12 protein-coding genes and 6 tRNA genes are annotated in these 12998 nt (G+C 55.5%); 16 read left to right on the plus strand and 2 right to left on the minus strand.

Annotated features, from left to right (window positions below; genetic code table 11):
• The first annotated feature begins 7 nt into the window (after positions 1 to 7).
• From V4835_RS17430 to V4835_RS17455, 6 genes are all read left to right on the plus strand, one after another.
• Positions 8 to 92: transfer RNA gene (locus tag V4835_RS17430), tRNA-Leu, on the plus strand.
• 23 nt (positions 93 to 115) lie between these two features.
• Positions 116 to 190: transfer RNA gene (locus tag V4835_RS17435), tRNA-Gln, on the plus strand.
• Between the two features lie 32 nt (positions 191 to 222).
• Positions 223 to 297 (plus strand) — tRNA-Gln (locus V4835_RS17440).
• A 17-nt stretch (positions 298 to 314) separates the two neighbouring features.
• Positions 315 to 391: transfer RNA gene (locus V4835_RS17445), tRNA-Met, on the plus strand.
• Between the two features lie 44 nt (positions 392 to 435).
• A tRNA-Gln gene (locus V4835_RS17450) sits at positions 436 to 510 on the plus strand.
• A gap of 36 nt (positions 511 to 546) precedes the next feature.
• Positions 547 to 621, plus strand: a tRNA-Gln gene (locus tag V4835_RS17455).
• Between the two features lie 110 nt (positions 622 to 731).
• On the opposite strand, the gene ubiF is transcribed toward V4835_RS17455, so the two are convergent.
• Positions 732 to 1907 (minus strand): 3-demethoxyubiquinol 3-hydroxylase, encoded by a 1176-nt coding sequence (gene ubiF, locus V4835_RS17460; RefSeq protein ID WP_331413010.1) that lies wholly within the window; start codon positions 1905 to 1907, stop codon positions 732 to 734.
• Between the two features lie 135 nt (positions 1908 to 2042).
• Between ubiF and miaB the strand changes: the two genes are divergently transcribed.
• The 10 genes from miaB to rihA all read left to right on the plus strand — a co-directional run bounded on the left by miaB (position 2043) and on the right by rihA (position 12325).
• Positions 2043 to 3467 (plus strand): tRNA (N6-isopentenyl adenosine(37)-C2)-methylthiotransferase MiaB, encoded by a 1425-nt coding sequence (gene miaB / locus V4835_RS17465; RefSeq protein ID WP_148242850.1) that lies wholly within the window; start codon positions 2043 to 2045, stop codon positions 3465 to 3467.
• Positions 3468 to 3630: 163 nt separating this feature from the next.
• Positions 3631 to 4677 carry a PhoH family protein gene (locus V4835_RS17470; RefSeq protein ID WP_029740142.1) on the plus strand — a complete coding sequence of 349 codons (1047 nt, stop codon included), beginning with the start codon at positions 3631 to 3633 and terminating at the stop codon, positions 4675 to 4677.
• Positions 4674 to 5141 carry an rRNA maturation RNase YbeY gene (gene ybeY, locus V4835_RS17475; RefSeq protein WP_008501052.1) on the plus strand — a complete coding sequence of 156 codons (468 nt, stop codon included), beginning with the start codon at positions 4674 to 4676 and terminating at the stop codon, positions 5139 to 5141. The genes V4835_RS17470 and ybeY overlap by 4 nt, the downstream gene beginning before the upstream one ends.
• 89 nt (positions 5142 to 5230) lie before the next feature.
• Positions 5231 to 6109: a CNNM family magnesium/cobalt transport protein CorC gene (gene corC, locus V4835_RS17480; RefSeq protein ID WP_021242574.1), complete on the plus strand. Its 879-nt coding sequence runs from the start codon at positions 5231 to 5233 to the stop codon at positions 6107 to 6109.
• 5 nt (positions 6110 to 6114) lie between these two features.
• The gene (lnt, locus tag V4835_RS17485; RefSeq protein WP_331413011.1) at positions 6115 to 7653 is read left to right on the plus strand and encodes an apolipoprotein N-acyltransferase; all 1539 of its coding nucleotides are present in this window, start codon (positions 6115 to 6117) and stop codon (positions 7651 to 7653) included.
• A gap of 409 nt (positions 7654 to 8062) precedes the next feature.
• On the plus strand, positions 8063 to 8968 hold the full coding sequence (locus V4835_RS17490; protein ID WP_063143178.1) for an amino acid ABC transporter substrate-binding protein: 906 nt from the start codon (positions 8063 to 8065) through the stop codon (positions 8966 to 8968).
• A 155-nt stretch (positions 8969 to 9123) separates the two neighbouring features.
• The gene (locus V4835_RS17495) at positions 9124 to 9864 is read left to right on the plus strand and encodes an amino acid ABC transporter permease (RefSeq protein WP_023310756.1); all 741 of its coding nucleotides are present in this window, start codon (positions 9124 to 9126) and stop codon (positions 9862 to 9864) included.
• Positions 9864 to 10538 (plus strand): glutamate/aspartate ABC transporter permease GltK, encoded by a 675-nt coding sequence (gene gltK, locus V4835_RS17500; protein WP_023334900.1) that lies wholly within the window; start codon positions 9864 to 9866, stop codon positions 10536 to 10538. The genes V4835_RS17495 and gltK overlap by 1 nt, the downstream gene beginning before the upstream one ends.
• Positions 10538 to 11263, plus strand: a complete 726-nt coding sequence (locus V4835_RS17505) for an amino acid ABC transporter ATP-binding protein (protein WP_010428605.1) — start codon at positions 10538 to 10540, stop codon at positions 11261 to 11263. The genes gltK and V4835_RS17505 overlap by 1 nt, the downstream gene beginning before the upstream one ends.
• Before the next feature lie 120 nt (positions 11264 to 11383).
• Positions 11384 to 12325 carry a pyrimidine-specific ribonucleoside hydrolase RihA gene (rihA, locus tag V4835_RS17510; RefSeq protein WP_331413012.1) on the plus strand — a complete coding sequence of 314 codons (942 nt, stop codon included), beginning with the start codon at positions 11384 to 11386 and terminating at the stop codon, positions 12323 to 12325.
• A 79-nt stretch (positions 12326 to 12404) separates the two neighbouring features.
• Here rihA and V4835_RS17515 read toward each other — a convergent pair whose 3' ends face one another.
• Positions 12405 to 12887 carry a zinc ribbon-containing protein gene (locus tag V4835_RS17515; RefSeq protein ID WP_029740138.1) on the minus strand — a complete coding sequence of 161 codons (483 nt, stop codon included), beginning with the start codon at positions 12885 to 12887 and terminating at the stop codon, positions 12405 to 12407.
• Positions 12888 to 12998 lie beyond the last annotated feature (111 nt).

Below are 12998 nucleotides of genomic sequence, written 5' to 3' on the forward strand. Positions count from 1 at the left end.
CTTTTTTGCGGGAGTGGCGAAATTGGTAGACGCACCAGATTTAGGTTCTGGCGCCGCAAGGTGTGCGAGTTCAAGTCTCGCCTCCCGCACCATTCCCAGGTAAGCGTTGCACGGATGGGGTATCGCCAAGCGGTAAGGCACCGGTTTTTGATACCGGCATTCCCTGGTTCGAATCCAGGTACCCCAGCCATATTTCTTCGATTTTGCGGTTCTCCGCGGTATTGGGGTATCGCCAAGCGGTAAGGCACCGGTTTTTGATACCGGCATTCCCTGGTTCGAATCCAGGTACCCCAGCCATCGAAGATTGCAGTACTGGCTACGTAGCTCAGTTGGTTAGAGCACATCACTCATAATGATGGGGTCACAGGTTCGAATCCCGTCGTAGCCACCAAATTAGTAATCTGTCGAATGATTCGATAGACTAAAAAAAATTGTTGGGGTATCGCCAAGCGGTAAGGCTCTGGTTTCTGATACCAGCATTCCGAGGTTCGAATCCTCGTACCCCAGCCAATTTAAAAAGTCGTTAAGCCGTTTGTTTAACGCAATTGGGGTGTCGCCAAGCGGTAAGGCACTGGTTTCTGATACCAGCATTCCGGGGTTCGAATCCCTGCACCCCAGCCACTTAAGTAACAAAAAAGCCCGCTCTGCGGGCTTTTTTGTTTTTGTTGTTCAGAATTGTGCGGCCTGATGCCCTCACCCTGCCCCTCTCCCACAGGGAGAGGGGCAAAAGGTTAGAGTCCGAGGGCGTATTTCAGCGCCTGGCGCTTCAGACCACCGGCGCGTTCTGCCGCCATCAATCCAATATTACGCAGAATGCGCACCGGGGCTAAGTCATTGCTGAACCCGGCATAGAACAGATCCATCCCCGACTGCATGATGAAATTGTCCGCCATGCGCCGCGTCTGGTAACGCTTCAGGACCTGATGGCTGGCCCAGTTTTCCGCATGCCCGCGAGCGCTGCCCAGCACATCCAGTAACGCATCGACATCACGATACCCCAGGTTGACACCCTGCCCGGCCAGCGGATGGATGGTGTGTGCCGCATCGCCCACCAGCGCCAGCCCTTCACGGGCATACTGCAAAGCGTGACGTCGCGTGAGGGGAAACGCCCCTGCAGTAACCGGCGTTACGTTGCCCAGACGGCTCGGGAAGTGCAGCAGGATCTCGCGCTGCAGCTGTTCCATGTTCATCCCCTGCAGCTGGCGAATGCGCGCGGGTTTGTCGTACCACACCAGCGACGCCCAGTTATCAAACAGCGGTAAAAAGGCGTGCGGACCGTTCGGCGTAAAGTGCTGCCAGGTGCTTTCTCCCGGCGCATTCTCGCACTCGACGGTAATCAGCATGCAAGATTGCTCATACTGCCAGGCATGAACCCCGATACCCGCCATCTGTCTGACCTGCGAGTTAGCGCCGTCCGCCCCAACGACCAGCTTCACGGCCAGTGCATCCCCGCTGTCGAGCGTCAGTGAATAGCCGCTCTCGTGAGGATGCAGTGCTTTAATCGAGGCAGGAACTCGCAGCGTCACCTTCGGATGCGCCTCCAGCGCCTGCCAGAGCGCCAGCTGGAGCACGTTGTTTTCCACCATATAACCCAGGCGCGGCAGCTTCAGCTCAGCGGCATCAAACGCAACGTGGGCATTTTCCCACTCCCAGGTTTCAAGACGGCTGTAAGGATGGGCGCGCATCGCCAGCACCGCCTCCCAGACGCCCAGCCCGCGCAGCAGATCGACGGACGCCGCGCTGATCGCGGAAATGCGCACATCCGGTTTGCTGGTGGGATCGAAGGCCGGCGGAGCAGCCTGTTCAATTACAGTTACCTCAAATCCCTGCTGCGCCAGCCCCAGCGCCAGCGCGCCGCCGACCATACCGCCGCCGACAACGGCAACTTCGGTGTGTAGGAGTGTCATGGTCAATTTTCCTTATTGGAGAATCCCTTAAGTTTACCGGATTTTTGCGGTCCTGAGACACATAACCTTCATACTGGTCACAACCCCACCAAAGCATTACAATACGCGGCTTGCAATCCTGAGCTGAGCAAGTCGATGACTAAAAAACTCCATATAAAAACCTGGGGCTGTCAGATGAACGAATACGATTCATCCAAGATGGCCGATCTGCTGGATTCAACCCACGGATACCAGCTGACAGAAAATGTGAAAGAAGCGGACGTGCTGCTGCTGAACACCTGTTCGATTCGTGAAAAAGCGCAGGAAAAAGTCTTTCACGTGTTAGGCCGCTGGAAGCTTCTCAAACGAAAAAATCCGGACCTGATCATCGGCGTGGGTGGCTGCGTCGCGTCGCAGGAAGGCAAGCTGATCCGCCAGAGAGCCCCGTATGTGGATATTGTCTTTGGCCCTCAGACCCTGCACCGCCTGCCAGAGATGATTAATCAGGTTCGCGGCAACCGCAGTCCGGTCGTTGACGTCAGCTTCCCGGAAATCGAAAAGTTTGACCGTCTGCCGGAGCCGCGCGCCGATGGCCCAACCGCCTTCGTCTCCATCATGGAAGGCTGCAACAAATACTGCACTTACTGCGTGGTGCCTTACACCCGCGGTGAAGAAGTCAGCCGTCCGGCAGACGATATTCTGTTTGAAATCGCGCAGCTTGCCGCGCAGGGCGTTCGCGAAGTGAACCTGCTGGGCCAGAACGTTAACGCCTGGCGCGGAGAAAACTACGACGGCACCACCGGCAGCTTTGCCGAGCTGCTGCGTCTGGTGGCCGCGATTGACGGCATTGACCGTATTCGCTTTACCACCAGCCATCCGATGGAGTTTACCGACGACATCATCGACGTGTATCGCGATACGCCAGAGCTGGTGAGCTTCCTGCACCTGCCGATTCAGTGTGGCTCTGACCGCGTGCTGAACCTGATGGGCCGCCCACATACGGTGCTGGAGTACAAATCCACCATTCGTAAGCTGCGTGAAGCGCGTCCGGATATCCAGATCAGCTCCGATTTTATCGTCGGCTTCCCTGGCGAAACCGCTGATGATTTCGAGCGCACCATGAAGCTCATCGGTGAAGTGAATTTTGACGTCAGCTACAGCTTCATCTTCTCTGCGCGTCCTGGAACACCAGCGGCCGATATGGTTGACGATGTGCCGGAAGAAGAGAAAAAGCAGCGTCTGTATATTCTGCAGGAGCGTATTAACCAGCAGGCCAACGCGTGGAGCCGCCGTATGCTCGGCACCGTCCAGCGTATTCTGGTGGAAGGTACCTCGCGCAAGAGCATTATGGAACTCTCCGGTCGTACCGAAAACAACCGCGTGGTGAACTTTGAAGGCACCCCGGACATGATTGGCAAATTCGTGGACGTCGAAATTGTCGACGTGCTGACCAACTCGCTGCGCGCGAAGCTGGTACGCACCGAGGATGAAATGGGCCTGCGTATTGCCGAGTCACCGGAATCCGTGATCTCTCGCACCCGCAAAGAAAACGATTCTGGCGTTGGGATTTACCAGCCTTAATCCCCAAGGCCTGCCCTTCCGGCAGGCCTTGTATTTCCTCTCATCGTCCCCAATATCTTCCGCAACGCTTGCGCCTTTATTCTGTGGCGTGAATAATTTCGGTAATGACCGTTTTATTACGCCCTATCGCAACGGATCGGTTAACCAATTAAAGAGGAACAGTTTGAACATAGATACGCGTGAAATTAGCCTTGAGCCAGCAGACAACGCTCGCCTGCTGAGCCTGTGCGGGCCGTTTGATGACAATATCAAACAACTGGAGCGACGTCTGGGTATCGAAATCAATCGTCGCGATAATCATTTCAAACTTACCGGACGCCCTATCTGCGTCAACGCCGCTGCGGATATTCTGCGTAGCCTGTATGTTGATACCGCCCCAATGCGCGGCGAAACGCAGGATATTGAGCCGGAACAGATCCACCTCGCCATTAAAGAGGCGCGCGTGCTTGAACAGAGCGCGGAAAGCGTACCGGACTACGGCAAGGCCATTAACATCAAGACCAAACGTGGCGTCATTAAGCCGCGTACGCCAAATCAGGCGCAGTACATCGCCAATATTCTTGACCACGACATCACCTTCGGGGTGGGGCCTGCGGGGACGGGTAAAACCTATCTCGCCGTTGCCGCTGCGGTAGATGCGCTGGAACGCCAGGATATCCGTCGAATTCTGCTGACCCGTCCGGCCGTTGAGGCGGGTGAAAAACTGGGCTTTCTGCCGGGCGACCTGAGCCAGAAGGTCGACCCGTATCTGCGTCCTTTATACGATGCGCTGTTCGAAATGCTGGGCTTTGAGAAGGTCGAGAAGCTCATTGAGCGTAACGTTATCGAAGTTGCCCCGCTCGCCTACATGCGCGGTCGTACGTTGAACGATGCGTTCATCATTCTCGATGAGAGCCAGAACACCACCATCGAACAGATGAAAATGTTCCTGACGCGTATCGGTTTTAACTCGAAGGCGGTCATTACCGGTGACGTCACCCAGATCGACCTGCCGCGCAGCACCAAATCCGGCCTGCGCCACGCCATCGAAGTGCTGGCCGAAGTCGACGAAATCAGCTTTAACTTCTTCCACAGTGAAGACGTGGTACGCCACCCGGTGGTCGCGCGTATCGTTAACGCCTATGAAGCCTGGGAAGAGGCGGATCAGAAGCGTAAGGCCGAACTGGCCGCAGAACGTAAGCGCGAAGCGCAGGAGCAAGAACAGAAATGAGTCAGGTGATCCTCGATTTACAGCTGGCCTGTGAAGACAATTCCGGCATGCCAGATGAGGCACAGTTTCAGAAATGGCTGGATGCCGTTATTCCTCAGTTTCAGGAAGAATCAGAAGTGACGATTCGCCTGGTGGATGAAGCGGAAAGCCATGAGCTTAACCTGACCTATCGTGGGAAAGATAAGCCGACCAACGTGCTCTCTTTCCCGTTCGAAGCCCCACCGGGCATTGAGATGCCGCTGCTGGGCGATCTGATCATCTGCCGTCAGGTGGTTGAGCAGGAGGCCAAAGAGCAGCAAAAGCCGCTTGAGGCCCACTGGGCGCATATGGTGGTACACGGCAGCCTGCACCTGCTCGGCTACGATCACATTGAAGATGACGAAGCGGAAGAGATGGAGTCCCTCGAGACAGAGATAATGCTTGCTCTGGGCTATGAGGATCCGTACATTGCCGAGAAAGAATAGTCCGTCACCTGACTGACTCACATGCCGCCACGAAAGGACATCGCGTGGCGGTAAACGTTGAACTAACAAGAGAACCCTTAACAAACGCCATGAGCGACGACAATTCACACAGTAGCGACACGACAACCAGTAAAAAGGGATTTTTCTCCCTCATTCTGAACCAGCTTTTCCACGGCGAACCCAAAAACCGTGATGAACTGCTGGAGCTGATTCGTGATTCCGGGCAGAACGACCTTATCGACGAAGATACGCGCGAAATGCTCGAAGGGGTTATGGACATCGCCGACCAGCGCGTTCGCGATATCATGATCCCCCGCTCGCAGATGATCACCCTGAAACGTAACCAGACGCTGGACGAGTGCCTCGATGTGATCATCGAATCCGCCCACTCGCGTTTCCCGGTCATCAGCGAAGACAAAGATCACATCGAAGGGATTTTGATGGCGAAAGATCTGCTGCCGTTTATGCGCAGCGATGCCGAAGCCTTCAGCATGGAAAAAGTGTTACGCCAGGCCGTGGTTGTGCCGGAAAGTAAACGTGTGGATCGGATGCTGAAAGAGTTTCGCTCTCAGCGTTACCACATGGCGATTGTTATTGATGAGTTTGGTGGCGTTTCCGGTCTGGTCACGATCGAGGATATTCTTGAGCTGATCGTGGGCGAAATCGAAGACGAGTACGACGAAGAAGAAGATATCGACTTCCGTCAGCTTAGCCGCCACACCTGGACCGTGCGTGCGCTGGCCTCGATTGAGGACTTCAACGACGCCTTCGGTACCCACTTCAGCGATGAAGAGGTCGATACCATTGGCGGGCTGGTGATGCAGGCCTTTGGCCACCTCCCGGCGCGCGGTGAGACCGTTGACATCGACGGTTACCAGTTCAAAGTGGCAATGGCCGACAGCCGACGTATTATACAGGTTCACGTCAGAACGCCGGACGACTCACCGGTGCCAAAACTGGAAGATTAATGTAAATGGCATTTGCCCCACTGCTTGAACGCCAGCGCGTCCGTTTGCTGCTGGCGCTGTTACTTGGAGCCAGCGGTACGCTGGCTTTTTCTCCTTACGACATCTGGCCCGCGGCTATTCTCTCCCTGATGGGGCTTCAGGGCCTGACCCTGAATCGTCGTCCGGTACAGGCCGCTGCCATCGGTTACTTCTGGGGGCTGGGGCTATTTGGCTCAGGCATCAACTGGGTCTATGTCAGCATCGCCCAGTTTGGCGGTATGCCTGGCCCGGTAAACGTCTTCCTGGTGGTATTGCTCGCCGCGTATCTCTCGCTCTATACCGGTCTGTTCGCCGGCATCCTTTCTCGCCTGTGGCCAAAAACCACCTGGCTGCGCGTGGCTATTGCCGCGCCGGTGGTCTGGCAACTCACCGAGTTCCTGCGCGGCTGGGTGCTGACGGGCTTCCCATGGCTGCAGTTCGGCTACAGCCAGATTGACGGCCCGCTGAAAGGCCTGGCGCCGGTAATGGGTGTTGAAGCCATCAACTTCCTGTTGATGGTGGTGAGCGGCCTGCTGGTCCTGGCGCTGGTCCAGCGCTGCTGGAAACCGCTGGCCGTGGCGCTGGTGCTGTTCGCCCTGCCCTTCCCGCTGCGCTATATCCAGTGGTTCACGCCTGAGCCCGATCGCGCCATGCAGGTTTCCATGGTGCAGGGGAATATCCCGCAGTCCATGAAGTGGGATGAGAAAGAGCTGCTGAATACGCTGAAGATCTACGCCAACGCTACCGAAGAGGTAATGGGCAAATCGCAGCTGATTATCTGGCCGGAGTCTGCAATCCCCGATCTGGAAATTAACCAGCAGCCGTTCCTCAACATGATGAACGACCTCCTGCTGGCGCGCGGCAGCACGCTGATCACCGGGATTGTCGATGCGCGTCTGAATCAGCAGAACCGCTACGACACCTACAACAGCATCATTACGCTCGGGAAGGATAGCGAGTACAGCTACCACTCCACTGACCGATATAACAAGAACCACCTGGTGCCGTTTGGTGAGTTTGTTCCGCTGGAGTCGATTCTGCGCCCGCTGGCCCCGTTCTTTGACCTGCCGATGTCCTCTTTCAGCCGCGGCCCGTATGTTCAGCCTCAGCTGCACGCGCACGGCTTTGCCCTGACGGCGGCCATCTGCTACGAAATCATTCTCGGCGAGCAGGTACGCGATAACTTCCGCCCGGATACTGACTATCTGCTGACCATCTCCAACGATGCCTGGTTTGGTAAGTCAATCGGCCCGTGGCAGCACTTCCAGATGGCACGTATGCGCTCCCTGGAGCTGGCGCGTCCGCTGCTGCGCAGCACCAACAACGGCATCACCGCCGTGATTGGTCCACAGGGTGAAATTCAGGCGATGATCCCGCAGTTTACCCGTGAGGTACTGACCACTAAAGTCACGCCAACTACGGGGCTGACGCCATACGCGCGCACCGGCAACTGGCCGCTGTGGATACTGACCGTGCTGTTCGGCTTTGGCGCAGTGCTGATGAGCCTGCGTCAGCGTCGTCGATAATCTCACCTCTTCCTGCCGGGTGGCGGCTACGCCTTACCCGGCCTACATTCAACATTTCCGTTCCCGTAGGTCGGGTGAGACGTAGCCGCCACCCGACAATTCCCTCCAGACGCCCATTCTGGCACGCCTATTGCTTTGTTTATTCAGGTAAACGCAGTTTGGCTTAACGTGCAACTTTGTCGCACCAGCGTAGATCATCGGTAGCACCGAAACGGTGCAACGGGAGATATTTGCCTCTGAATGGTGCGGCGCGCTTCGCAAAAATAAACAATAACGCAGCAAAATCTTTACATTAAGCCAGACTAAATGTTAACAAGCTTGCATAACACTGCACTCGCATTGCGCGAGATATAACAACATCACAATGGGTATCAAAGCGTCTCTGGCGCTGATAAAAAAGGAGTTGGGTATGCAATTACGTAAACTGGCCACAGCAATGCTGGTTATGGGAATGTCTGCAGGCGTGGTTCACGCTGAAGATGCGCCGGCAGCAGGCAGCACTCTCGACAAGATTGCCAAAAACGGCGTCATCGTGGTCGGCCACCGTGAATCTTCTGTCCCGTTCTCTTACTACGACAACACGCAAAAAGTCGTGGGCTATTCACAGGATTACTCCAACGCCATCGTTGAAGCTGTGAAGAAAAAGCTGAACAAACCTGACCTGCAGGTGAAGCTGATCCCAATCACTTCACAGAACCGTATTCCACTGCTGCAAAACGGCACCTTTGACTTCGAGTGTGGTTCCACCACCAACAACCTCGAGCGTCAAAAACAGGCTGCCTTCTCTGACACCATCTTTGTCGTGGGCACCCGTCTGCTGACGAAGAAAGGCGGTGAGGTCAAAGACTTCGCTGACCTGAAAGGCAAAGCGGTTGTTGTCACCTCCGGTACCACTTCAGAAGTGCTGCTGCACAAGCTGAACGACGAGAAGAAAATGGATATGCGCATCATCAGCGCGAAAGACCATGGCGACTCCTTCCGCACCCTGGAAAGCGGTCGTGCCGTCGCGTTTATGATGGATGACGCCCTGCTGGCGGGCGAACGTGCGAAAGCGAAAAAACCAGACAACTGGGATATCGTCGGTACCGCGCAGTCTAAAGAAGCCTACGGCTGTATGCTGCGTAAAGACGATCCGCAGTTCAAAAAGCTGATCGATGACACCATCGCTCAGGTGCAGACCTCCGGCGAAGCCGAAAAATGGTTCGACAAGTGGTTCAAGAACCCGATTCCACCAAAAAACCTGAACATGAATTTTGAACTGTCTGAAGACATGAAAGCGCTGTTCAAATCTCCAAATGACAAGGCTCTTAACTAATTAGAACAACAGGGGCGGGATCTCCTGCCCTCTCGATTGTCGGGAAGCATGGACAGACTATACGCTGAGTGGTCGTTCCCCACTCGGCGCGAAAAATGAGCTTCTCACCAATCTTCGAGGGTAGCGCTGCTACCCTTTTTTTTCTGGAGTTTATTATGTCAATAGACTGGAACTGGGGCATATTCCTGCAACAAGCCCCGTTCGGCAACACCACCTATCTTGGCTGGCTGTGGAGCGGCTTTCAGGTCACCGTGGCATTATCGATAACGGCGTGGATCATCGCGTTTCTTGTCGGTTCTTTGTTCGGTATTCTGCGCACCGTCCCAAACCGTTTTCTTTCAACACTTGGCACCCTGTATGTGGAACTGTTCCGTAACGTTCCGCTGATCGTGCAATTCTTTACCTGGTATCTGGTCATCCCGGAACTGCTGCCGGAAAATATTGGCATGTGGTTCAAGTCGGAACTGGATCCGAACGTACAGTTCTTTGTCTCCTCCATGATGTGTCTGGGGCTGTTTACCGCTGCGCGCGTTTGCGAGCAGGTGCGTGCCGCCATTCAGTCATTACCCCGTGGACAAAAAAATGCGGGCCTGGCGATGGGCCTGACCCTGCCGCAAACCTACCGCTATGTGCTGCTGCCTAACGCCTACCGCGTTATCGTTCCACCGATGACCTCTGAGATGATGAACCTGGTGAAAAACTCGGCCATCGCCTCGACTATCGGCCTGGTCGACATGGCCGCACAGGCGGGCAAGCTGCTGGATTACTCCGCCCACGCGTGGGAATCCTTCACCGCGATCACGCTCGCGTATGTTCTGATTAACGCTTTCATCATGCTGGTGATGAACCTGGTTGAACGCAAAATCCGCCTGCCGGGTAATCTGGGGGGCAAATAATGTACGAATTTGACTGGAGTTCTATCGTTCCATCCATGCCTTACCTGCTTGATGGCCTGGTGATTACCTTAAAAATCACCGTTATCGCCATCATCATTGGTATCGTCTGGGGTACCCTGCTGGCCGTCATGCGCCTGTCGAGCTTTAAGCCGTTCGCCTGGTTTGCGACCGCCTACGTTAACGTGTTCCGCTCCATACCGCTGGTGATGGTGCTGCTGTGGTTTTACCTGATTGTACCCGGCTTCCTGCAGAACGTGCTGGGGCTGTCGCCAAAAACCGATATCCGTCTGATCTCCGCCATGGTGGCGTTCTCGATGTTTGAGGCCGCTTACTACTCGGAGATTATCCGCGCGGGCATTCAGAGTATCTCCCGCGGGCAATCCAGCGCCGCGCTGGCGCTGGGAATGACGCACTGGCAGTCCATGCAGCTCATTATTCTGCCGCAGGCGTTTCGCGCCATGGTTCCGCTCCTGCTGACCCAGGGTATCGTGTTGTTCCAGGATACCTCACTGGTCTATGTGCTGAGTCTGGCAGACTTCTTCCGTACCGCGTCAACCATCGGTGAACGTGATGGTACGCAGGTCGAGATGGTGCTCTTTGCGGGTGCGGTCTATTTTGTGATTAGTTTAAGCGCGTCGCTGTTGGTCAGCTGGCTGAAGAAAAGGACGGTATAATGATTTCCCTGAAAAATGTTTCTAAATGGTATGGGCACTTTCAGGTGCTGACCGACTGCTCCACTGAAGTCAAAAAAGGCGACGTAGTGGTGGTGTGCGGGCCGTCCGGCTCCGGTAAATCGACGCTGATCAAAACCGTCAACGGACTGGAGCCGGTGCAGCAGGGTGAGATCGTCGTCAACGGCACCAAAGTCAACGACAAGAAAACCAACCTCGCCCAGCTTCGCTCTCACGTTGGCATGGTGTTCCAGCATTTTGAGCTGTTCCCTCACCTCTCCATTATTGAGAACCTGACGCTGGCGCAGGTAAAAGTGCTTAAGCGTGATAAAAAAGCGTCGCGCGAGAAAGGCCTGAAGCTCCTGGAACGCGTTGGGCTCTCGGCGCATGCCGATAAGTTCCCGGCACAGCTTTCTGGTGGTCAACAGCAGCGCGTGGCGATCGCCCGCGCGCTGTGTATGGATCCGGTGGCGATGCTGTTTGATGAACCTACGTCGGCGCTCGATCCTGAGATGATCAACGAAGTGCTGGACGTGATGGTCGAGCTGGCGCACGAAGGGATGACCATGATGGTGGTAACCCACGAAATGGGCTTTGCCCGTAAAGTGGCCAACCGCGTGATCTTTATGGACGAAGGGAAAATTGTCGAAGACTCACCGAAAGAAGAGTTCTTCGCTAACCCGAAATCCGACCGCGCCAAAGACTTCCTCGCCAAAATCCTGCACTAATCTTCCCGGTGCGCAATCTGCGGATTGCGCACTGCTTCACGCTTTCACTCACTTCCTCTCGTCGGCGTCACATTGCAGCGTTAACCTTGTCACAAAATAACGCTACGTATGGAGAACGCTATGGCACAGCCTATTATTCTCGATTGCGATCCGGGTCATGATGACGCGATCGCGCTCGTCCTTGCACTTGCCTCCCCTGAACTCAACGTGAAAGCCGTCACCTCGTCCGCCGGAAACCAGACCCCTGAAAAAACCCTGCGCAACGTGCTGCGCATGCTCACGCTGCTCAAACGCACCGATATTCCTGTCGCCGGCGGGGCCGTGAAGCCGCTGATGCGCGAGCTGATTATTGCCGACAACGTTCATGGCGAAAGCGGGCTGGACGGTCCGGCACTGCCGGAGCCGGGCTTTACGCCGCAAAACTGTACCGCCGTGGAGCTGATGGCAAAAGTGCTGCGTGAAAGTGCAGAACCGGTAACGCTGGTGGCTACCGGACCGCAAACCAACGTTGCGCTGCTGCTGAACAGCCATCCCGAGCTGCATAATAAAATTACCCGCATTGTGATTATGGGCGGGGCCATGGGGCTCGGTAACTGGACGCCTGCGGCGGAGTTCAACATCTTTGTCGACCCGGAAGCCGCCGAGATTGTCTTCCAGTCCGGCTTGCCGATTGTGATGGCGGGACTGGACGTTACCCACCGCGCGCAGATTATGGCAGACGATATTGAGCGTTTCCGCTCCGTGGGCAATCCGGTTGCGACAACCGTGGCCGAACTGCTCGACTTCTTTATGGAGTATCACAAAGCCGAGAAATGGGGATTCCACGGCGCGCCCCTGCACGACCCGTGCACGATTGTCTGGCTGCTGAAGCCTGAGATGTTTACCACGGTGGACAGATGGGTTGGCGTGGAGACGCAGGGGAAATACACCCAGGGAATGACGGTGGTGGATTATTACTCGCTGACGGGGAATAAACCGAATACCACGGTGATGGTGGACATTGACCGGGAGGCGTTTGTGGATTTACTGGCGGAGAGACTGGCTTACTATTCTGCGGCCTGATGCCCTCACCCCGGCCCTCTCCCATAGGGAGAGGGAGCAGACACTAAAAACGGCAACCACGTTGCCGTTTTGCTTTTACCTAGGGCTCAAACGGCCGACGCTGGAACTGATCGTGGCCGCATTTCGGGCACATCGGCAGAACATCCGGCGTATACACCGCAATATGGTGGTGGCAATTCTCGCACACCAGATTTCCCAACCCGACCACCTCACCGCTGTGATACACACCGTGATGGTTCAAATCCTGAAAGACCTCGCGCCACTCCAGCTGCGTTTTATCCGTGATATCGGCCAGCTCTTGCCACAGGCTCTCTTTAATCACCCGCATAAAAACGCTGTCCGTGACCTCCTCCTGACTCTCCTGGTAGCTGCGCGCGAACTCCTCCAGATCGCGACGCACGGCGCGCGTCACCTCTTCCACTTCGGTTCGCGTTAACTCACCCGTTTGCGTCACGCGGGCACGCGCTTGTTCCACCAGCGCGTCGATATCTCTCTCGCCGTTACGCAGCCGTTCCGTCAGTGTCGCCACCAGTTCGCGGTAAAATTGAGCAACCTTGTTCATCATTTTGCCTCCCGGGTAAGTAACTATTTCTAATAATAGACCTTATTTCATCGCCGCTTTGTCAGGTGAAGCACAGACCCGGTAAATTCCTGCAAAGCGCATTTGTGCGAA

Origin of the sequence: Enterobacter cloacae complex sp. CARB60 (assembly GCF_036487345.1) — a bacterium.
GTDB classification, from domain to species: domain Bacteria; phylum Pseudomonadota; class Gammaproteobacteria; order Enterobacterales; family Enterobacteriaceae; genus Enterobacter; species Enterobacter asburiae_D.

Coding starts and splice junctions, on each gene's coding strand:
- ubiF (WP_331413010.1), bottom strand. CDS start 1,907: ATGACACTCCTACACACCGAAGTTGCCGTTGTCGGCGGCGGTATGGTC.
- miaB (WP_148242850.1), top strand. CDS start 2,043: ATGACTAAAAAACTCCATATAAAAACCTGGGGCTGTCAGATGAACGAA.
- ybeY (WP_008501052.1), top strand. CDS start 4,674: ATGAGTCAGGTGATCCTCGATTTACAGCTGGCCTGTGAAGACAATTCC.
- corC (WP_021242574.1), top strand. CDS start 5,231: ATGAGCGACGACAATTCACACAGTAGCGACACGACAACCAGTAAAAAG.
- lnt (WP_331413011.1), top strand. CDS start 6,115: ATGGCATTTGCCCCACTGCTTGAACGCCAGCGCGTCCGTTTGCTGCTG.
- V4835_RS17490 (WP_063143178.1), top strand. CDS start 8,063: ATGCAATTACGTAAACTGGCCACAGCAATGCTGGTTATGGGAATGTCT.
- V4835_RS17495 (WP_023310756.1), top strand. CDS start 9,124: ATGTCAATAGACTGGAACTGGGGCATATTCCTGCAACAAGCCCCGTTC.
- gltK (WP_023334900.1), top strand. CDS start 9,864: ATGTACGAATTTGACTGGAGTTCTATCGTTCCATCCATGCCTTACCTG.
- V4835_RS17505 (WP_010428605.1), top strand. CDS start 10,538: ATGATTTCCCTGAAAAATGTTTCTAAATGGTATGGGCACTTTCAGGTG.
- rihA (WP_331413012.1), top strand. CDS start 11,384: ATGGCACAGCCTATTATTCTCGATTGCGATCCGGGTCATGATGACGCG.
- V4835_RS17515 (WP_029740138.1), bottom strand. CDS start 12,887: ATGAACAAGGTTGCTCAATTTTACCGCGAACTGGTGGCGACACTGACG.